This window comes from Paraclostridium bifermentans (assembly GCF_964259345.1).
Taxonomy (GTDB): Bacteria; Bacillota; Clostridia; order Peptostreptococcales; family Peptostreptococcaceae; genus Paraclostridium; species Paraclostridium bifermentans_B.
This window is the reverse complement of sequence record NZ_CAXVJR010000002.1, coordinates 1-22739: the sequence shown is the minus strand read 5'-3', so window position 1 is coordinate 22739 and position 22739 is coordinate 1. Positions and strand designations below refer to the sequence as shown.

Here is a 22739-nt window from a genome sequence, read left to right as displayed (position 1 = left end):
TTCCTTTTACGATATACTCTTTTTATTTCTTACGTATGCATATAATGCAAACTCATCATTTTCAATTTGAACTTTACGTTCTTCTTCTTTTTTTATTTTATTTAACTTATTTTCTTTTAAAGTTTCTAAAGATTTTCTGCTTATTTGTTTTTCAATAAATATCTCTTTAGCTTCATTTACTTTTTTTTCTTTTTCTTCTAATACTTTATTGCTATCTTCTATTGTTTGGCTAATTGAATATAAATAATTAAATCTAATTTTTTGACTTATAATATCTTCATTAGAATTAAAATTTGAATATTTTTTATAGCTTAAATCTAACTGTTTTATATTTTCCTCTAAAACTCTTTTGTCATTTTGAGCTTTTGTATATTCTAACTTGCTTTCTTCTTCTTCTTGTATCTTTATATCTAATAACTTTTGTAGTTTAAATTTATGCTTTGTCACCTTAAATTCTCCTTGTTATTTAAATATATTTCTTAATTGATCTAAACTATCTTCAAACTTAGTTTTTTCATTAACACCTTGTTTTAAAAAGGAATTAACTTGATCTATATACTCAATAGCCATATCTATCTTTTTATTAGATCCCTGTTCATAGGCACCTATATTTATTAGATCTTCAGCCTCTTTATAAGTAGCAAGTATATCTCTAGCTAGAGAAGCTGCTTGTTGATGGTCATCCTCGCAAATTTCCTTCATAAGTCTACTTACACTATTTAGTATATCTATTGCTGGATAATGATTTTTATGTGCTAGTTCCCTTGATAAAACTATATGCCCATCTAGTATCCCTCTTACTGTATCAGCTATAGGTTCATTAAAATCATCTCCATCTACTAATACTGTATAAAATGCTGTTATTGATCCTTTCTCAGACATTCCAGTTCTCTCCATAAGTTTAGGTAACATTGCAAATACAGATGGTGTATATCCCTTTTGTGCTGGAGGCTCTCCTATCGCTAGTCCAACTTCTCTTTGTGCCATTGCAAATCGTGTTACCGAGTCCATCATAAGAATAACTTTCTTACCTTGATCTCTAAAATATTCAGCTATTGCAGTCGCTGTTAAAGCTCCTTTTAGTCTTAGCAATGGAGATTTATCTGAAGTAGCACAAACTACTACTGATTTTTCCATACCTTCTTTTCCAAGGTCTCTTTCTATAAAGTCAAGAACTTCTCTTCCTCTTTCTCCTATAAGTGCAATTACATTGACATCAGCTTTAGCTGTTCTTGCTATCATTCCTAGTGTTGTACTTTTTCCTACCCCACTCCCTGCAAATATTCCGATTCTTTGACCTTCTCCACAAGTTAAGAAACCATCTATAGCTCTTATTCCTGTTGGCATTATATTATTTATTCTCGGTCTTTTCATTGGATCTGGAGGTTGATTTGAAAGACTATATCTTTCCCCTTGAAACTCTAGATTTTCATCTATAGGATTTCCAATTCCATCAATAACTTTTCCTAAAAGATCATCACTACATTTGACACTTAGAGGTATTCCTCTAGCAACAACTATACATCCTGGAGCTACTCCTGCTAATTCACCTAGTGGCATAAGGATTATGTTATCACCTTTAAATCCTACAACTTCACAATTTATAGGCTCATTAGCATAGTTATAAATGATACATAGCTCTCCAACAAAAGCTTTTAACCCTTCAACTTCAACTGTTAATCCAATTATTTTAGTCACTTTACCTTCAGCTACTACTTCTTTTATATCTGATACTCTTTGCTTTAATCTATCAAAATCTAAGTTCATCATAATAGTTCCTCTTTTACTTTTTCTAAAACAGAATCTACTCCAACAATTAATCTTCCTTTGTTAGTTTCTATTATTGCATTTCCTTGACTTACAGAATCATCTGCTATAACAAAAGCTTCACCTTTTATAAACTTTTCATTTTTTAGTATATCTATTTGAGCATTGATATTTTCTAAATAAATTGAACTTACCTTAATAACAAAATTTTCTTTTGTTTCATATTCACGTATAGCATAGTCTATTATTTTATTCATAGAATCAACTTCTTTAAATTTATCCTTTAAAACTTTTTCAGCTATAGTTATGCTCAATTCTATTATTTGATTTCTATTGTTTTTCATATAATCTGTAACTTTTTGCTTAGAATCTAATAACATATCAGTAGCTTCTTGAATTATTCTTTCAGATTCTAATTTTGCTTTTTGTATGTTTTCTTCATACGCTTCTTTGTACCCATCTTCATATCCATTTTGTAATCCTTGTGAATGGCCTTCTTCATAAGCTTGCTTTTTTATATCATTCGCTTCTTCAACAGCTCTTTGAATAATATTGGATTTTTCTAGCTCTGTATTTTGCATTATTTCTTCATGCATTTTCTTTGCATTTTCTATTTCTAGTTCTATTTCTTGCTGTATTTCTTTTAAGTCAGAATTTATTTTTTCATCTTCTTCCCTTGTTTCCTTAGAGCTAGTATCTTTATTTATTTGAGTAGTTTTTAAAGGTTTTAACCCTTTAAAAACTACTCCTTCAGATTTTATAATATTATTTTTATATGAACTCATCGTCTGAACCTCTAGATAATGATATTTCTCCTGCATCTTCAAGTCTTCTAACAACATTTACAATAGTTTGTTGAGCTTCTTCCACTTGAGATATCTTTACCTTTCCTAATAAGTCTATTTCTTCCCTTAAGGCTTGAGATGCTCTTTGAGATTGATTCTTAAATATAGCATTTGAAACATCTGCATTGGCTCCTTTAAGTGCAAATGCAAGATCTTTAACATTAACTTCCTTAAGAATTCTCTGTATAGCCATATTATCAAGTCTAACAATATCGTCAAATATGAACATATTAGCTTTTATTTCTTCTGCTAACTCTTCGTTCTTAGCTTCTATAAAATGAATTATGCTCTTTTCAGTTTTTCTATCAACATTACTTAATATATCTACTAAGCTATTAATTCCTCCTGAACTTTCCATATCCATCTTCCCTAATCCAGTTAACTTTTCTTCTATAGCTTTATCTATAGATTTTATAACTGCAGGTGGTATATTAGATGTTGTTCCTATTTTAAGTGCTATTTCAAGTTTTACTTCTTCAGGCAGTTCTGATAATACAATAGCTGCTTTATCTGGTTGAATATGAGAAAGTAGTATAGCTATAGCTTGAGGACTTTCACCCTGTATACAAGTTAAAATCTGCTCTGGCTCAGCCTTTCTTGCAGATACAAACAGTTTTGTATATGCATCATATTTTATACCTTCTAAAAGTTTATTAGCCCTTTGACTTCCTAATGCTCCATTAAGTAGTGATTTTGCACAATCTATACCACCCTCAATTACAAATTCTTTTCCTTTATTTAGTTCTATAAACTCTTGTAGAACTTCTCTTCTTTCTCTAGGTTTAACAGTATTTGTATTTGCTATTTCAACACCTATTTTTTGTATTTTTCTATCCGATAAACTCTTTATAACACTAGAAGCGACTTCTGGGCCTAGTGTCATTAATAATATTGCTGCTTTTCTTGCACCTGTAACTCTTCTGAATTTAGGAATCTCACCTAAATCAAATGCATTTCCTTTAACACCTTCTTCTTGTTGCAAATAAAATCACCCTTTACTCATTTAACCAACTATTAATTAGATCTGTAACCTGTTCTGGATTTTCAGCTGCAAATTGCTTAACTTCATCTTCTAGAGTTAAGTTTTCTACATCCTCTTCATCGTTACTTTCTTGTCTATTCTTTTCTATCTCTTCTAATTTTTGGTTGATTAATTCTAATTCATCTTCTTCATCTATTTCTTCAATCTTCTTTGCTTTCTTTTTCTTAATAATCATGTAAGCTATAGCTCCTATTAATAAAATTAAAATTATAATAGTTGCTATTCCAGCTATCATTAACATACTCGACATTGATTTATCCTTACTTATTGCATCTTTTATAACACTAAATGTATCTTTTTCTTCACCATATGATTCAAATCCCATAGAAACTACTTTTACATCATCGCCTCTTTTAGTATCTATTCCTATAGTGTTTCCAACCATTGTTTCTACATTTCTTATAACATCATCAGTTAATTTTCCATTTATAGCTACAGATGCTGTTACTTTGTTTATTTCACCTTTTGACTTTATTGTTTTAGTCTCTTTTTTACCAGTTTGATATTCAATACTTTCATCAGTACTTTCATTACTTCCAGCACCACTTTCATCTACGTTACTCATATTGTTATCAATCGCTCCACCAGTATTTTGTTTTTCAGTCGATTTATTACTAGATTTTGATTCTTTAGTTATTACTTTATTTGGATCTATTACAATTTCCGTAGTCTCTTGTGCGTCAAAATTCAAATCAGTGTTAACAGCCGCTCTTACGTTTCCTGGTCCAAATATTGGCTCTAAAAGACTCACTATTGATTGTTCAAATTCTCTACTTAAATCTTTTTCAGCTTTTAAAGATTCTTCTACTTCACCTAAGTTTGATGTATTTATATCTCCATCTTCATCTATCAATCCCTCTGATAATAGTTTCATATTTTGGTCTATTACTTCTACATTTTGTTTTGGTATATTATCTGTACTTGCAGATACCAAAGACATTATCGATATTACTTGAGATGGTTTAAGTGTTTCTCCTGGCTTTAAATTTAAGTAAACAGCTGCTTTACCTGGTACACTCTCATTGGCGAATACAGATTCCTCACCTTCCGTTATGTGCACTCTTGCATTTTCAACTTGTGGAAATACTTTTATTGTTCTTTCTATTTCCCCTTGAACCATTCTTTGCTTCTTTATTTGAAATTCTTCATCAGTCATTCCAAAAGAAGAACCTTCATCCATTATTTCGAATCCTTTTGATCCATTAGATATACTAGTTGATAGTTCCATCCTTAACTTATCTACTTGATCTTTTGGAACTAATATACTATCTCCATCTATCTTAGTTTCAATTTTTCTTGATTCTAATTCTTTTGTTACCGTTGTAGCATCACTAGGTTCTAATCCTGAAAAAAGAACTCCATACTTATTTTGCTTCGCATGGACTACACCAAATACAATAGCTAAAACTAGCGATACAACCGCAACAGATATCGCTATTTTCTTTTTTTTAGATAAAGCATTAAATTGTTCTTTCTTAACTATCACAAAATCTTTTGCGTTTTGTGGCAATTCCTTTATATTCATCTAAAATTCTCCTTGCTATGAAGTTATAATTGAACTCTATTTAGTTCCTGATAAGCTTCATACACTTTATTTCTAACCTCAATCATTAACTGCATTGATAATTGAGCTTCTTGTGATGATAACATCACATCGTGCATTGTAACATCTTCTCCTTTTATAAGCCCTTCAATTTTTTGATTAGCTTCTACTTGCTTATCATTAACACTATCAAATGCTTCTTTTATTACATTTGAAAATTCTTTTTCTTTTTTAGCTCCACTGACGTCAATAGCCTTTGTAAGTGTTGTATTATTAGTTCCTATATTGCTTAGTGAACTTATGGCGCTTATTCCACTCATAAATATACCCTCCTTTTTATCTGCCTATTTCTAATGCTTTAGAAACCATGTTTTTTTGTGCATTCAATGTGTCTATATTAGATTCATATGATCTAGATGCAGTTATTAAATCTGACATTTCTACTAATATGTCTACATTTGGATATTCTACATACCCTTGTTCATCTGCATCTGGATGATTAGGTTCGTATAATTTTCTTAATGGTGATTTATCTTCTTCTATTGAAGTAGCTTTAACACCTAACATCCCTAATTTTTCATCATAATTTTCCTCAAACACAGGAACTTTACGTCTATACGCACCGCCATCTTCAGTCCTTGTCGTTTTCATATTGGCTACATTAGATGATATTATGTCCATTCTTAATCTTTCAGCAGATAGTGCACTTGCACTAATTCTCATTCCTCCAAATATGCTCATTTACTTACCTCCCTGTTATGACACTTCTACTCATTCCTAGTTTGATGTTAGTCAAAGTTATAAGAGCATTATATTCAAGCGTTGTAGCGGCTTGATTAACTTTCTCATTTTCTAGGTCAATATTATTTCCGTCTTCTCTCATTGTAGTGTTTTCATCTGTCTTAACTTCTATCTTTGGGTGGTTATTTAAAGAATCATCAAGTGTTTCTTCAAATGTTACATATTTTCTTTTGTAGTTAGGGGTATTAGCATTTGCTATATTATTAGCAATCACTCTACTTCTAAGCTCCGTCGCATCTAACCCCATTTTCATTAAGCCATATGTTTCCATGTTAACCTCCTTTTTCCTTTTAAAACAAAAAAAACTACTCTTAAAGAGTAGTTACTTTTATTATCATAATAATTGCTAGTTTATTTTTAATATTAAGACAACTCAAAACATACTATTAAAGATAGTATTTTTTGAATTGACTATTAGCAATGATAACAAAAAGTTTAATAACCCTTTGGCAACTGGCTGGCATAACTTATTTACATAAGCCTTAGCCCCTATAGCTTTGCGTTACTAGATTTCCCTAGTTTTGCCTTTAATATCATTTTTCGACTTCTTTTATTATTTTATAACAAATTTTCACTTTATTCAACTATATATATTATTTTCTAATTATTTCAAACATTAATAAATTTTCACATTTTATAAAAAATTGATTATTTCTTTTCATTTTTCAACTTTATTATCAAAGAATAACTTTTCCATAAAATAATTTCAAACTAAAATAATTTATTTTTTAAAATAACCTTAATTATAAGCATATGCTTATAAGCATTTTCAACGATTATATAATTTCCTTTTATTATATATTTTTTAAACTATTTTTTCAGAATTTTCTTTATTTTATTTCAATTGAATTTCGTTTGTTTTTTTTTTTATTTATTATATAAATAAATATTTTCATTTTTGTATGTGAAATTTTTTCCATGCTTTCTTATTTTGTCGTAATTTGTATTTTTTTGCATTTTTTATTCGAACATTTAACTTAACACTATCTTTCAAGTTATTTTCTATTAACTTCTTTTTGATTCATCCGTATAATTATTCTATATAACTAAAACCAAAGGAGTTAAATATGACAGTTAAAATAAATTTAGTCATGATTACTAAAAATGAAGAATCTAAATTAGAGAGATGTTTAAGTTCAGTTAAAGATTTGGTAGATGAAATAATCATTGTAGATACTGGTTCTACTGATGCTACAAAAAATATAGCATCTAAATTTAATGCTCTAATTTATGATTATAAGTGGGATGATAACTTCTCTAATGCAAGAAATTTTGGATTAGAAAGATCTAATGCAGATTGGAATCTAATATTGGATGCGGATGAGTATGTACATTCTATTGACTTAGAATCTCTTTATAATATACTGAGTTCTAATTCAGAGTCAGTTGGACAAATAAAGATAATAAATTATTTTGAACAAGATAATGAAGTTCGTAAATCTATCGATTTCATTGCACGTTTAGCTCCAAAGAAAACTTATTTTAAAGGTAGTGTTCACGAACAGATTGATTCAAACATTCCTAGAATAAAGGTTCCTATAACAATAGAACATGATGGATATTTAAATACTAATAAATTTGACCGAAACATACAACTGCTATTAAATGAGCTCAATACAAATGAGAACGACTTATACTTACTTTACCAAACAGCAAAAACGTATTATTCTAATAAAATGTATGTTGATGCATCTTACTATTTCGATAAATTTTACGATAATATTACTCATTATAATTCTAATTACATATATGACGGTATAATTTTGTACTTATATAATTTAATTAAGGTTCAAAATTTCGATAAAGGTCTTTATGTAATAGATAATGTTTTTGATTATATGAATAATTGCTGTGATTTTTATTTTATTTGTGGACTATTTTTAACAGAAGCTGTAGCTTATAATACTAATAAATATATCAATCATTTTTCTAATATAGATAATTGCTATTTAAATGCACTATATTTAGGTGAATCTAGTGGCTTTGAAATTGTGGAAGGTACAGGTAGTTATTTAGCCGCCTTTAACCTTGGTTTATTTTATGAACTCTCTAAGAAGCAAAACTTAGCTTTAAACTATTATAAGTTATCATCTAGTTACAATTATGTTCCTGCAATAAATAAACTAAAACAATTCTAAGTATTTTTAATAAAGGTCAATCTTAATATTTCATTAAAATTAGACCTTTATTAGTTTTTATATAAAATCCTTATTTTTTTAAAAACTCATAGAATTTTGAAATGATATAATCTATATGATTATCTTTTATGCCTGGCCATAATCCAATCCAAAATGTATTACTCATTATAATATCTGTATTTTTTAAATCTCCAACAACCCTATACTCATAGTCATTTTCCGTAAATGCAGGTTGTTTAATTATATTTCCAGCAAATAATAATCTTGTTCCAATTTTATTATTTTCTAAGAAATTAACTAATTCATTTCTATCAATTTTATCTTCCTTTATCGTTATAGGGAATCCAAACCAGCTAGGTTGGCTATTTTCAGTTTCTTTAGGTAAAATTAAAAATTCATCTAGTCCTTTAAGTCCATCATATAATTTACTAAAGTTTTTATTTCTTACATCTACAAATTTATTTAGTTTTTTAAGTTGAGAAACACCTATAGCCGCTTGCATATCTGTTACTTTTAAGTTATAACCTAAGTGAGAATATACATATTTATGATCATATCCTTCTGGTAACTCCCCATGTTTTTGGTCAAATCTATGTTTGCATATATTATCTTTTCCTGGAGGACATATACAATCTCTTCCCCAATCTCTTATCGATTTTATAATTTTATGTAAATTTACATCATTAGTAACTACAGCTCCTCCTTCACCCATAGTTATATGATGAGCAGGATAAAAACTAAATGTACTTATATGACCTATATTACCTACATATGTTCCATTATATTTAGCTCCTAATGCGTCGCAACAATCTTCCACAACCCATAAGTTGTATTTTTTTGATAATTCCATAACCTTATCTAAATTAAAAGGATTACCTAGTGTGTGAGCCATAAATATAGCTTTTGTCTTACTAGATATAGCTTTTTCTATATCTTCAACTTTATAATCATATGTTTCTAAATCAACATCTATAAACACAGGTATCATTCCATTTTGTATTATAGGTGAAACAGTTGTAGGAAAACCAGCTGCAACAGTTATTACTTCATCTCCTTTTTTTAATCTTCTATCTCCCAATTTGTATGAAGTCAAAGCTGTAAATGCAACTAAATTAGCTGATGATCCTGAATTTACTAAAGAACAATATTTAGCTTCTATTTGTTTAGGAAACTCAGTTTCAAATATTTCGCTATATCTCCCGCATGTCAACCACATATCTAATGATGAATCTATTAAATTTGCCATATCAGATTCATCTAGCACCTTTCCTGATGCAGGTATGTAATCTTTACCTGGAATAATTTCTTTTTCTCCTATATTCTCATTAAAGTATGTTTTTGATAAATCTATTATTTGATTTCTATTATTAACACTCATTAGAATCACTCCATATAACATTATTTTTTCTAGCGTACTTTACATATTCATTAATTTGTTTTAGTGTAAACTCTTTTATATTTATACTAGGATTTTGATAGTAATTTTTATACCACACAACAGTTTCTTCTATAGCTTTATTTGAATTATATAAAGGTCTCCAACTTAATATCGATTTAGCTTTACTTATATCTAATTTTAATAAATTAGCTTCATGTACATTTTGATTTAAATCTAATACGTAATTTCCTTTACCCCATATTTCTATTGTTTTGTCTAAAATTTCTTTAACAGTTAAAGTATCATTATATTCAGGTCCAAAGTTCCATCCTTCTGAATACACTGATTTCCCTTCTAGCAACAATGCTCCCAACCATAAATATCCAGATAACGGCTCTAGCACATGTTGCCACGGTCTTATTGATTTAGGATTTCTTATATATACATCATTGTCAGAAGTTATACTTCTAACTATATCTGGAATTAACCTATCCTTAGCCCAATCTCCACCACCAATTACGTTACCCGCTCTTACAGTAGCTACCTTCACTTTTTTTTCTTCAAAGAAACTCCTTCTATAACAACTAGTGAGTAATTCTACACAAGCTTTGCTAGAACTGTACGGATCATATCCTCCCATAGGATCAACTTCTCTATAACCATAAATCCATTCTTTATTTTCATAGCATTTATCTGTAGTTATATTAACTATAGTTTTTACAAAATTACTTTTTCTAATTGCTTCAAATAACGAAATAGTCCCCATAACATTTATTTCATATGTTTCTTTAGGATTTTCATAAGAATCTCTAACTAATGGTTGTGCTGCCATATGAAATACCATTTCTGGTCTATACTTTTCTATAACATCATATATATGTTGTTCATCTCTTATATCTCCAATTATACTTATTATATCTTTTTCTACTTCACATATATTAAATAAACTTGGGTTTGTATTAGGTTTCTGAGAGTACCCTATAACTTTTGCACCTAGTAATTTTAGCCACATAGTTATCCATGAACCTTTAAATCCCGTATGACCAGTGACCAAAACAACTCTATCTTTATATACGTTATTAAAACAGTTAGTCATTACCATATCTTCCAAAACGCATTTCCTTCTTTCCAAAGTTTATTTAAGTTATACATATCTCTTTCATTGTCCATACAAGCCCATAGCCCATCATGTTTATATACAGATATTTCTCCCATCTGAGCTAATTGTTCAAATACCCCATACTCTAAATCACAAGAATCATCTTCAGTTAAATAGTTTAATAATTTTTTATTAAAGACCATATACCCACCATTTATCATACCTTGTGATGTTTGAGATTTTTCTTCAAAACTGCTTAAAACATCTCCATTTGAAATAAGTTCTCCAAATCTAGCAGGAGGATGTACTCCAGATATTGTAATTGTTTTATTTAGTTTGTTATGAAATTCTATAAGTTCATTTATATTTATATTCGCTAGTCCATCTCCGTAAGTTAATAAATTTATTTCATCATCTAGATATTTTTCTACCTTTTTCAATCTAGAACCTTTCAATGAATCGATACCTGTATCAACTAACGTAACTTTCCAATCATGCTCATCGTGATTGGAATGAAACTCTACATTTCCACTTCCTATTTCTATAGTAAAATCATTGTTTCTATTATCAAAGTTTAAGAAATATTCTTTTATAACATTAGCTTTATATCCTAAGCAAATTACAAAATCTTTTATTCCATAATGTGAATAAATTTTCATTATATGCCATAATATAGGCTTTCCACCTATTTCTACCATAGGTTTAGGTATTATATTAGTAACTTCTCCTAATCTACTGCCATATCCACCTGCTAGAATTACTAGTTTCATATTACACCTCTTCTTTTAATTCTTTGTAGTCTGAAAAACTTTTAAATAATTTATCTCTCTCTGATATAATAGGTGATTCTATATTCCAAGGTATGTCTAAAGAATCCCATTTTATGCCATCCTCATATTCTGGATTATACTCTTGTGACATCTTATATCCTATTATAGTATCATCTTCTAATGCTAAATATCCATGAGCAAACCCTTTTGGAATATATATCATATTTCCTTTATTTGCACTTATATTTATACATATATATTTTCCATATGTATTTGAACTTTTTCTAATATCTAATATTACATCTAATGCACTACCTTTTAGACAGTATATCAGCTTGCTTTGCTCATAAGGCTTTTTTTGAAAATGTAACCCTCTTAAAGTTCCTTTATTAGATGTAACTATTAAATCTTCTTTGAATTCTTCTGTTATTCCTAAATTTTTAAATGTAGTATTATGATATATTTTTATAGATTTCCCTCTTTTGTCCTTAAAAACATTTGGAATAATCTCTACACATCCATCTAACTCAGTATTTATAGTATTGTACATATTTGCTCCTATTTATTTTCTATATTAATTAGTATATTTTTTATCCCATCTTGTAAAGAAACTGTTTGTATATTTTTTAAAATATTCTCCTGTTTCATATAAATATTCATCATTTCTCTTTCTCTATATTCTCTTTTTCCCCAATTTATATTCAATTTACTTCCTATAACTTTTTCAAATATTGATACAGTATCTCTTAATGAATATATTTCATTAGGTAGAGCTAAAAATTCTGTTTTTTTCATGCATTTTTTATCTTGTATTTTTTCAATAGCTACCAAAAATGCATTTATTACATCATCAATATACAACAATGCTATCTCTTGTTCTCCACCTGACATATCTAAACTTTTGCCCGTTTTGTATATATCCATCAATAAGTTCATAATTTTAGGTCTAGTATCACCTACACCATAAGTATCCGGAAGTTTTATTGTCATCATTTTAATACCTGAACTTTCAGTATAGTACTTACCTATAACTTCAAAAGCTTGTTTTGTTGCTGCATATAAATTCACAGGGTTATAATCTTCTAAATTATAATGTTGCCATTGAGTTCCTGTATTAATAAAATATTTTACATTTGCACTTCTAGCTGCTTCCATTAACTGTGTAGAAAAACATAGATTTGAATTTATTAAACTCTCTATTTGACAACTATCATGTGAAGATATAAATAAAGATGCTAAATGTATAACCATATCTGGATTAAATTCATAAAATATATTACACAACTCTTCACTATTTCCACTAAAAGTATATATTTTTATTTTTCCTTCTATATCTTTAATTTTCTCTATATTAGAACTTTCTCTTATAATAATACATATATTATGTCCTAAAGAATTCAATTTTCGTACTAAATTAGATCCTATGTATCCAGTAGCTCCACTTACAACTATGTTCATAATATTCTCCTTAATCTAAAATTATAGAGTAGATTATAAATCTACTCTATAATATCACTCCAATATTTCAAAATTTCATCTTCTGGATAATATTTTAAAAATTGATATATAGAACTTTTATTCTTTTCTTTTAAAATTCTCAGGTTAATTTTTAGTTTTTCGTTTTTTTGAGTTTTTTCAATGTTTTTCGACATTTTATCGAAAATTTTTTCATGTTCTCCTAAAAATTTTAAGAACCACTCATAAGGTCTTTCTCCAAGAACTTCTCTAAAATTATATATTTTCTTATCTTCATTTAAAATCTCCGAGTATATCATATGAAGATTATTTACAGTGTTTTCCACAGAAAATTTATTCAGAACAAATTCCTTAGCTTTTGCTCCCATAGCATTTGCTTCTTTTGGATTATTATATAAATAATTAATTGCTTGTTTGTATTCTTCAACTGTCTCAACTAGTATACCAGTTTCCATATGTTTTATTATAAATTTTTCAGCACATTGGTTAATAGCTACAACAGGCAATCCCATAGCCATGGCTTCTAGTAATATGTTTTCTGTAGTTCCAAAATGATCTTTATTTAATAAATAAGAAAATACATCAAATGTTTCCATTTCTTTTCCTACATCATCAACATAACCATTAATGATGGTTTTATCATATAAATTTGATTTTTTTAAGTCTTTAACTATTTCATTTGAATTTTCTATATCTCCAACAATAGTAAACTTAACATCTTTAATATCTATAGATTGGTAATATTCATAGAATTTTTCATTTAATTTACTATAATTCAATGTACCTATATATCCTATGTTAAATCCTTCATGCCTCTTAAGTTTTTTCCCTTTTAACTTTTCAAATCCACCAGAACTATTTATTACTTTAGTATTTTTCTTAACATACTCTCTCTCTAACTTGTTCCACATAGGATTTTCGTATGAACATTCTGATGTAAATAAAAATTTACTAGGTATTTTTATAAATTCAAACGGTATATTAGGATATGTACAACCTGATATATGCGCCCATATAACAACTCTTGTATTTATTTCCGGAAAACTTGCCATAAATTCAGACATTTTAGGGTGATTCCACCATTCAATTTGAACTATATCAGCTGCTTCTATTTCCGCATAAACTTGTTCAAAGTCATCACAAATTTTAATTTCTACACCTGATTCGCAACATATATCTATAAAATTCATTTTCTGTGGCTTTTCTAACAATACTATTTTATGTTTATATCTATCACTATATTTGTTAGCGTATGTAGAAATTCCGGATAAAACTTTTCCTACTCCTCCACCCATATGTGCAGTTATATGTAAAATATTTTTCATTATAATACCTGCTTAATATTTAATTTATTTACTATATTTTTGTAATAAAGTTTCACTGTATTCATCAAGGTCATCTTCTTCATGATACATAGCCGTCATATTTCCACATGTTCCACATACATCCTGTGATCCTTTATTTCCTTTTAAATGTTCTATTCTTAACTTTCTTATTTCTTCGCTATTCCATATTTCAGCTATTGATCTATTCTTTATATTATCTATTGCAAATCTAGTTGGTAAACCTAATGTAACACATGGATATATATTACATTCTACGTCTACATATAAAGTATAGAATAATAAAGGACAGACTTTAGAATATTTAGCAACATCATTATACATAGTAAACCCTGCATCTACTTTACCTTCACAGTTTCCTGTCAAAGGTTGACAGTCACTTAAATGTTCAATAAATATTTCATCACACATATTTCCAAACATTTCGTAAAATTGTTTGTCTTCGCCTTCTTTTAACATTGCATCTATTATCTTTATATACATTTTACATTGTTTTCTATTTTCATAGAAATATTTTATATTCTTCATAAACTTATCATAATCTAAATCAAATCCACAAACTTCCTTATACTTATCAGAGTTAAGTCCTTGTATTGATATTTTTAGACTATCTAATCCTGCATCTACTAACTTATGTGTTATTTCTTCACTTAATAGCGATGCATTTGTATATACTTCTACTCTCTCTGCTAAATCATTATCTTTTAAATACTTAACCATTTTAGGAAAATCTTTGTTTAATAGAGGTTCTCCCATTCCCGAAAATACAATTAACTTAATTTTTTCAGGAAATTCTCTAAATTGATCTGCTAATTCAACAAACTCTTCATATTTCATAGTCGAAAATTTAAACCCAGTTTTTTTAACTTCTTCCCTATCTAGTGAATGTGTACAGTAAAAACATTTAAAATTACATAATTGTATTGGCGATATAGTTAATCTATAAGGTGTTGATATAGGTAGTGCCTCTCCTAATTTTATTCTGTCTTTTACATATGCTGGTTTTATTACTGCTTTCATGTTAAATGTCTCCTTAAATTATTATTTTTTATAAATATTTTTTTCTTTTTTAATTTTAACTAAGTATGTATCTATAAGTATATTAGGTGCTTGTTCTTTAGATATATTCATATTTGATAGTATATTATCTATATATTCTTTTTCTTCATTTGTAAATCTAATTAGTTCTCCACTTATATCTTTTATGTAATATCCCATACTTGCTAGTTGTTGATTTAATATATCTATATTAATATTATTTGTAAATTGCTTTTCATAATCTTTGAATAAGTTAACACTTTGTAACAACGATTTTACATTATTACAATTTTTAACTTTTATTAAAATAGATCCTTCATCCTTTAGCATTCTTGTTAAATCTGTTAGCAGCTTACCTGAATCTTTATAATTGTTCAATTCCATACCTAGTACAATATAGTCAAATTTAGTTTCATAATGTTCTTTTATATATTCAATTCTATCTACCTTTACATCATCACATATTGTATTTAAATCTAACCAGTATTTAGCTTCTGTTGAAAATGAATATAGTTTTGTATCTAATATTCCATTTTCTCGCAGTTTATTCTTAAGCTCTAATATAGGAGTTCCACATAAAGTGTCTACCCCTAATATTTCACAGTTTCTTTTTTCACCTATTTCATCATCAACTAACGATAATAAATTTATTTCATAATTCATAGAATCAGTTGATTTTATACCATAATATTTTTTTGTGAAAAATTCATCCCCTCTAGATAGTCCTATACTTTCAATATCTTTACCTTTATCCATTGTTTTTCCAATATGACTTATAAATGTATCTTTACATAATATAGCTTTATATCCTGCCCTTCTAACTCTAAAGCTTATATCATCATCTGCATAGTGATGTATAAACCCATAATCTGTTATACCTATAACATCTATGCAATCTTTTCTGAATAACGCTCCTAATGTTATTAATTTTAGCCTTTCATTCCATAGTCTTGAATTTGACTTATTATATTCTGCAGCTTTTTGTTGCATATCATCTATATCTTTATATTTTAAATCGACTGATTGGTAATTTGTTACATTGTCTAAAACAGGATTTATCATTCCTATTCTATCGTCTGATTCGGCACATTTTATCATATTAGATAACCAATTTTCAGTTACAATTATATCATTTGGCAAACACATTACATATTTACCTTTTAGTTCATCAAATATATATGATGTTGGATACCCTACCCCTATATTTTTAGTTATTTTGATTATTTTTTTTCTATCATAATCTACACTTTTGAAATACTCATATGTTCCATCAGTTGATCCATTATCCACTAAAATAAGTTCATAATCAACATCTTTTGTGTATTTTAATACACTTTCTACGCATTTTTTAGTATATTCTTCTAACTTGTTGTAGCCTAATATAGCAAGACTTACAAGAGGTCTATCTTTTTTACTATTAATATCAGCTCTTGATTGTATTATGTCACTAGGAATTTCAGGTTTATCAGTTAATATAGTATCTAATATTTTTATATCTACATTTTCAGATATTTTTTTATTATTCTCAATATTACACTCACTTAAAACCCTACTTCTTAATTCCTCTAAATTAGAGTCTATTATTATTAGTTTAAATTTATCTATAAATTCTATAGCAAAGTTTATATTTTTTTCATCTAATAAATTTATTATATATTTTTTAGTAGTCTCAAAATACTCTTTACTATTTACAAAATTCAACACTTCATCTATAGTTTCTTCATCATCCGCAACTTCAAATATTTTTTTATATAGACCTAAACTACTCTCAATATCCTCTAACTTATAATATACATATGCTAGATTATAAATTATATCTAAATTGTAACAATCTAAGCTCATAGCAAACTCTAAATTACTTTTAGCTATATCATACTCTTCAGTCTTTATACATAAAATAGATTTTAAATTCATAAATTCAATGTCGTTTTTGTAGGTTTGTTCATTTTCTAGTATTAAATTTAATGCTACTTCTAAATTATTTCTCATTAATTCTTCTTTTATTATTTTTAGCATAATTTATATTCTCCATTTAAATTTTACTTAGTAAATATGCTTCTATTTTATCTAAAACATTATCTACGCTATATTTTTTCACAGATTTTATACATTCTTCAAAATTAGGTAAGTTTATATTTTTATCTAAAATACCATTAAATATATTTGAAAGTTGTTCATAGTTTCCTTTTTCAAATATGAAACCATTTTTGCAGTTTTCAACAATATCTTTAGGTCCTTCACAGTCACTTACTATAACAGGTAATCCTCTTTGAAGCGATTCAACTAAAACTAGTCCAAATGCCTCTGAATCAGAAGGAAGCACTAACGCTGTTGCACTATCTATGGCTTCCCAAGGTTCTTCTTTCCATCCTAACCATCTAATATTATCTTGTATACCTAGTTCTTTAGATAATTTTTTCAGATAATCTTCATGTTCTCCACTTCCTACAATAGTTAACTCCCACTCTTTATCTAACAAACTTACAGCTTTAAACAATATATCTATTCTTTTAAAAGAATTTTCCAATCTGCCCATATACAATAAATTTAATTTTTCATTATCTCTATTTATTACTTTTAAATTATTTTCTTCCACTGGATTACCTACCAAGCATATACTATAAGAATCGGTCAAAAAGTTTATATCTTTAGCTATAAATTTCGAAACAGCCATATGTCCATCACTATACTTTAATAAATGATTACTTCCCATGAGTTTAGGTTCTGAGTGCATCCATGAAATAATTTTAGGCGAATCCTTATATTGATCATTAATAGCTAATCTGCATATTCCACATAATGCAGGTTGATGAGTGGCAATTATTATATCTGGCTTGCCTATTTGAGAAAGTTTTTTTCTATACCCTAATGCTAAACTTTCTATTGTATCTTCATTCATACTGCTATTTAGCCCATAAGTATATAATTCTTCAAATCCATTTTCCCACTCTCTACACTGAGTTTTATAAGCTTGAAAAACCCTTACTCTATATCCTCTTTTTCTTAAAGCTTTATTTACATCAATAATAGCTCTTTCTGTTCCACCTCTTCCACTGACACTATAAATTACAATATCTACAATAAAATTTTTATCTTTTCTTTTAGTTTCTAGCACTTTTTTAAATAGATTATCTAATTGTAATTCTACATCTTTAATTATCTCTTCATCTTCACAGTTAACCAATATATAGTTAAAATATTCTATAGCTTCATCAGTTTTTTCCATCAAGCTGCATATATATGCTAGGTTAAAAATTGAATCTATACTTAATTCATATTTTATATTCCCATATTTAAGTAATTCATATGCATTAGGATAATCACCTTCCATCATACTTATAATCGCTTTAAAATTACATATTTCTGCATCTTCTTTTATTAATTCAGTATATTCATTTATTAATTTTTTAGCTTCATCTAATTTATTATTTTCAATTAATAATTTTATATTTTCTTTAGTGCTGAATATAAGGCTTTGATATTCTCCATTTTTATCATAATAATTAATTATATTTTCTACCATATCTATAACACAATCTGCACTAAACTTTTGTATTGAATCAATACAATTTTTAGGGTTAATCTCTATGTTTTTATTATTTATACTTTCCAATAATTCACTTAATTGTTTATAATCACCTTTATTAACCATGCATCCATTAAATCCATCTATTATTATGTCTTTAGCTCCATCCGTATCTGTAGATATAACTGGAATCCCTCTTCCTAATGCCTCAACCATAACAAGTCCAAATCCCTCTTCATCTGAAGTTAACATAAGTGCTGTTGCAGACTCTAAGGCATCCCAAGGATTTTCTTTCCATCCATGCCACTTTATATGTTTATATATTCCTAAATCTTTAGCTAGTGATTTTAATGCTTCTTCGTCTTTACCACTCCCTATAATATCTAAATTCCAATTACAATCTACTAAACTTAGTGCTTTAAACATTATATCTATTCGTTTTTGAACATTGTCTAATCTTCCTACATAAACAAGTTCTAATATATCTCTATTAATATTTATTTTTTTCATTTCATTTAATCTAACAGGATTTGATATATAGTATATAGGTTTATCTTTCTTTATATATTTACTTATCTCATTTCCTATTTGACTAGATATAGCTAGATGTGCATCTGCATATCTTAGATATTGTCCTCCTCCATAGTATGATGGGCTTCCATGTATCCAAGACAGTATTTTTGGTCTTTTATCTTTTAAAAATTCAACAGCTTTATAACATATATAGCTTAATAAAGGAGAGTGTGTAGCTAAAACAACATCTGGCTCTCCTATTTTTAAAATCATATTTTTATAATTTTTTGCAAGTGACTCTTTATTGTCATTTTCAAGTGTATCTTTATCTCCAAAGAAATATATTTCATCTATAGTTTCTATCCATTCTTTATATTTAGGTTTATACGCTTGAAATACTCTTACTCTATGACCTCTTTTAATAAGCTCTTTACTAAAAGTAGTTATTACATCTTCTAATCCGCCCTTACCTTCTGCGTATGCTAAAACTATGTCAATTACCATTTATTCCTCCTAAGAATATAACTTAATTACTTTTATATTTATTTATTTTTTCTTTTGCATCTGCTACTATCTCGTCATTTTTACATCTATTTACAATTAATCCATAAAAACTTATAGCTTCTTCTATATCTCCTAAAATTTCTTTTAGATATGCAATATTAAATATAGTATTAAAATTATTATCATTTAAAAGCCATGATTTCTTTAACAAATTTTCCGCATCTTTAAATTCATTATTCATAATAGCTATAATAGCTTTCATATTTAATATGGCCTCGTCTTCTGATTTAAATATAGATTCATATTCATCAATCATAGTTATAGCATCTTTTAAATTTCCACTGCCTATACTACTTTCAATTATTGATTTATATTTTGACTTTAATTCTTTCAATTCAGTACTCTCATTTAATTCTCTTTCAAATTCGTCAATTAAAAATTGTATACTCTTTTTATGTGTCTGATGTTTAATAATTGAATTTTTTAAAGCTCTTATATACGCTAATGGTTCTATATTCCTTATAGCATTAATTTTATTTATATTAAACACAAATTGGTCTTCTTCTAATCTTAACAAATTAATAATTTCTTCATCATCTAACTTCTGATTATATGTCAATTTTAGATTTTCATATGTGTATCTAATATACATATGAAATAATATCTTGTGCTTATCTTTAGTTAATCCTCCATTAGTTAACAATGTTTTAGATATGCAACTATATAGTTGTATCTTTTTTATATTTAACGTATTAGGAACATATTCTAAGTAATCAAATAAATTTAATATGCAATCCCTTCTATTATTAACAATGTAACTTATATAATTTTGAATGCTTATATAATCTACTCCATCTAATAATCTTTCTATATCTATTCCTTGTTTTAATGCATAATAAACTATATCGCCATAATAAGATTCTCTTTCATTTATCAAAATTTCATTATATTGATTTTCTTCTAATACATTTCCTACTCTTATCTTATTTAAAATTCCATAGTTACCATCTATATTAGACAGTAATCTGTATATTTTTTCTTTGTCTTTTTCTTTTATACGTTTTAAAATAACTTCTATAGCTATTTTGAATTTATTTTTTTGAACTATAGATGTGGAAATCTTATTATATATATCTATTAACTTTGCTTCTTTATTTAACTTATATAAACTCATAAATATAACTAAATATGACTCTTCTATGGTATAATCACTTAGCTCATCTATATCCTTTACAATCTCATCATACATCTCTAGTTTATAGTAAATATCTAAAATATTAACTTTACATTTATCTTTATGAATCAAAGTATCTGAATTGCATTCTGGTTCATTAGCTTGAGTTGTTATATCATAGTTTTCTATTAAATATAAGTACCTATTGTAGTTTTCTATACTTTGCTTGTACTTATTTAAATTTTTCTGACTCAATGCAATATAGTAATATATATCTATATTTTTATTATCTTTTTTTATATATCTTAAGCATAGTTTCTCACATTTATTAAACTCTTTTAAATCTATATATAAACTCGCTAAATCTAGAGTTACAAATATAGGTATATATCCAATACTTTCATATATTTTATATCCTTTTTCCATATAATATATTGCATCTTCATAATCATTAGATATAATATATTGTTTACCTAATTGATAATTCATATATGGATCATTTGGCTTTTCTTCTATTTCTTTTAATAATATCTTTTTATTTCTATCATCTTTTAATTGTCTAACTTCTTCATCTTCAAACAAATATCCATAGTGATTAAATTCTGCTAATCCGTTGAATATAGGTCTTTTAAATATAGGTTGTTCGTGTATAGCGCCTTTATATCCAAACTCCTCGTCATTTTTGAATAATCTAATCATCGGAGATATATTATATGATGTTTTATCTTGAGAAAATATATTTTTTAGCATTATTGTTGCAGAATTATATTTTAAATACATCTTAGAGTTAAAAAACTCTTTTAATTTTTCATAATTAGTTAGTTCTTCATCTGCATCTAATATTAAAATCCATTCTCCATTTGCATAGCTTATAGCTTTATTTCTCATTTGCCCAAAGTCATTATTCCATTTTTCAAAATATACTTTGTCTGTATACTTTTTTGCAATTTCTATACTTGAATCTGTAGATCCAGTATCTAATATTATAAGTTCACTATCTATTTCATTTATTAATGGGACTAACGCATTTAAGGTTTTATCTAAGTATCTTTCTTCATTTTTAATCATCATAACAATACTTAACAACATTATTTTTCCCTCTTTTCCTAATTAAGTTTAAAAATAAAGAGTAAAGCATATGCTTTACCCCTTAATTTCAACCTTAATATATTCTAATCAATTATCTTAATAATTGAGTTACTGACTCAGGTTGTTGCTTAGCTTGTCCAACCATAGCTTGAGATGCTTGGTTTAATATATTTAACTTAGATAACTTAACCATTTCTTTAGCAACATCTACGTCTCTTATTCTTGATTCTGCAGCTGATAAGTTTTCTGTAGCTGTTGTTAAGTTTGAAGAAGTGTACTCTAATCTATTTTGAGTCGCTCCTAAATTAGCTCTTCCTGTGTTTATTTGCTCTAACACAGCATCTACTTTTGATACGTAAGCTTGCGCTTTTGTATTATCAGTAACATCTGCACTTGCTAAACTAGTTGCTTGACTTACTAAATCTATTGTATTTATAGTTCTAGTTTCATTATTAGCTCCAGCTTGTACTGTAAAGCTTCCTGCTCCACTTAGTAAGTTTTTACCATTGAACTTAGTTTCTTTACCTATTTTGTCCATTTCAGCTTGTAATTGATCTAACTCAGTTTTTATCTTAGATCTATCTGCACTAGCTAAAGTATCATTTCCTGCTTGAACTCCAAGTTCTCTCATTCTTTGAGCTATGTTTCCTGCTTCTTCTAAAGCACCTTCAGCAGTTTGTACCATTGATATAC

At 27.4% G+C, this 22739-nt stretch carries 20 protein-coding genes and 1 riboswitch; of the genes, 1 reads left to right on the top strand and 19 read right to left on the bottom strand.

Annotated elements, in window-relative coordinates; all coding sequences use genetic code 11:
• Positions 1–6: 6 nt before the first annotated feature.
• From fliJ to ACEXNK_RS04180, 8 genes are read right to left on the bottom strand one after another with little or no spacing between them, the layout of a single operon-like run.
• Positions 7–447, bottom strand: coding sequence for a flagellar export protein FliJ (gene fliJ / locus ACEXNK_RS04215; RefSeq protein ID WP_373600034.1), 441 nt, complete (start codon positions 445–447; stop codon positions 7–9).
• Positions 448–462: 15 nt separating this feature from the next.
• Complete coding sequence (gene fliI / locus ACEXNK_RS04210; protein WP_373600067.1) at positions 463–1767, bottom strand: flagellar protein export ATPase FliI; 1305 nt, start codon at positions 1765–1767, stop codon at positions 463–465.
• The gene (locus ACEXNK_RS04205; protein ID WP_373600033.1) at positions 1767–2552 is read right to left on the bottom strand and encodes a FliH/SctL family protein; all 786 of its coding nucleotides are present in this window, start codon (positions 2550–2552) and stop codon (positions 1767–1769) included. The genes fliI and ACEXNK_RS04205 overlap by 1 nt, the downstream gene beginning before the upstream one ends.
• On the bottom strand, positions 2539–3594 hold the full coding sequence (fliG, locus tag ACEXNK_RS04200; protein ID WP_373600032.1) for a flagellar motor switch protein FliG: 1056 nt from the start codon (positions 3592–3594) through the stop codon (positions 2539–2541). The genes ACEXNK_RS04205 and fliG overlap by 14 nt, the downstream gene beginning before the upstream one ends.
• Positions 3595–3607: 13 nt before the next feature.
• Complete coding sequence (fliF, locus tag ACEXNK_RS04195; protein WP_373600031.1) at positions 3608–5179, bottom strand: flagellar basal-body MS-ring/collar protein FliF; 1572 nt, start codon at positions 5177–5179, stop codon at positions 3608–3610.
• A gap of 23 nt (positions 5180–5202) precedes the next feature.
• Entirely contained in the window at positions 5203–5517 is a 315-nt protein-coding gene (gene fliE, locus ACEXNK_RS04190; RefSeq protein ID WP_373600030.1) for a flagellar hook-basal body complex protein FliE, read from the bottom strand.
• A gap of 16 nt (positions 5518–5533) precedes the next feature.
• Positions 5534–5938: a flagellar basal body rod protein FlgC gene (gene flgC, locus ACEXNK_RS04185; protein WP_373600029.1), complete on the bottom strand. Its 405-nt coding sequence runs from the start codon at positions 5936–5938 to the stop codon at positions 5534–5536.
• A gap of 4 nt (positions 5939–5942) precedes the next feature.
• Positions 5943–6269: a flagellar basal body protein gene (locus ACEXNK_RS04180; RefSeq protein ID WP_373600028.1), complete on the bottom strand. Its 327-nt coding sequence runs from the start codon at positions 6267–6269 to the stop codon at positions 5943–5945.
• 174 nt (positions 6270–6443) lie between these two features.
• Positions 6444–6534, bottom strand: a riboswitch (cyclic di-GMP riboswitch).
• A gap of 531 nt (positions 6535–7065) precedes the next feature.
• Here ACEXNK_RS04180 and ACEXNK_RS04175 point away from each other — a divergent pair.
• The gene (locus tag ACEXNK_RS04175) at positions 7066–8136 is read left to right on the top strand and encodes a glycosyltransferase family 2 protein (protein ID WP_373600027.1); all 1071 of its coding nucleotides are present in this window, start codon (positions 7066–7068) and stop codon (positions 8134–8136) included.
• 70 nt (positions 8137–8206) lie between these two features.
• Here ACEXNK_RS04175 and rfbH read toward each other — a convergent pair whose 3' ends face one another.
• From rfbH to ACEXNK_RS04120, 11 genes are all read right to left on the bottom strand, one after another.
• Positions 8207–9514 (bottom strand): lipopolysaccharide biosynthesis protein RfbH, encoded by a 1308-nt coding sequence (gene rfbH / locus ACEXNK_RS04170; RefSeq protein WP_373600026.1) that lies wholly within the window; start codon positions 9512–9514, stop codon positions 8207–8209.
• Positions 9504–10616, bottom strand: a complete 1113-nt coding sequence (gene rfbG, locus ACEXNK_RS04165) for a CDP-glucose 4,6-dehydratase (protein WP_373601570.1) — start codon at positions 10614–10616, stop codon at positions 9504–9506. The genes rfbH and rfbG overlap by 11 nt, the downstream gene beginning before the upstream one ends.
• Positions 10610–11383 carry a glucose-1-phosphate cytidylyltransferase gene (gene rfbF, locus ACEXNK_RS04160; RefSeq protein WP_373600024.1) on the bottom strand — a complete coding sequence of 258 codons (774 nt, stop codon included), beginning with the start codon at positions 11381–11383 and terminating at the stop codon, positions 10610–10612. The genes rfbG and rfbF overlap by 7 nt, the downstream gene beginning before the upstream one ends.
• Position 11384: 1 nt before the next feature.
• Positions 11385–11933 (bottom strand): dTDP-4-dehydrorhamnose 3,5-epimerase, encoded by a 549-nt coding sequence (rfbC, locus tag ACEXNK_RS04155; protein WP_373600023.1) that lies wholly within the window; start codon positions 11931–11933, stop codon positions 11385–11387.
• Between the two features lie 8 nt (positions 11934–11941).
• A complete protein-coding gene (locus tag ACEXNK_RS04150; RefSeq protein ID WP_373600022.1) occupies positions 11942–12841 on the bottom strand; it encodes an NAD-dependent epimerase/dehydratase family protein in 900 nt (299 codons plus the stop codon).
• Positions 12842–12882: 41 nt separating this feature from the next.
• The gene (locus tag ACEXNK_RS04145; protein WP_373600021.1) at positions 12883–14184 is read right to left on the bottom strand and encodes a glycosyltransferase; all 1302 of its coding nucleotides are present in this window, start codon (positions 14182–14184) and stop codon (positions 12883–12885) included.
• A 24-nt stretch (positions 14185–14208) separates the two neighbouring features.
• Positions 14209–15222, bottom strand: coding sequence for a radical SAM/SPASM domain-containing protein (locus tag ACEXNK_RS04140; protein ID WP_373600020.1), 1014 nt, complete (start codon positions 15220–15222; stop codon positions 14209–14211).
• Positions 15223–15243: 21 nt separating this feature from the next.
• Positions 15244–17256: a glycosyltransferase gene (locus ACEXNK_RS04135; RefSeq protein WP_373600019.1), complete on the bottom strand. Its 2013-nt coding sequence runs from the start codon at positions 17254–17256 to the stop codon at positions 15244–15246.
• 16 nt (positions 17257–17272) lie between these two features.
• Complete coding sequence (locus tag ACEXNK_RS04130; RefSeq protein WP_373600018.1) at positions 17273–19783, bottom strand: glycosyltransferase; 2511 nt, start codon at positions 19781–19783, stop codon at positions 17273–17275.
• 22 nt (positions 19784–19805) lie between these two features.
• On the bottom strand, positions 19806–22046 hold the full coding sequence (locus ACEXNK_RS04125; RefSeq protein WP_373600017.1) for a glycosyltransferase: 2241 nt from the start codon (positions 22044–22046) through the stop codon (positions 19806–19808).
• A 91-nt stretch (positions 22047–22137) separates the two neighbouring features.
• On the bottom strand, positions 22138–22739 hold a 602-nt coding region (locus tag ACEXNK_RS04120), incomplete at its 5' end, for a flagellin (protein WP_373601556.1).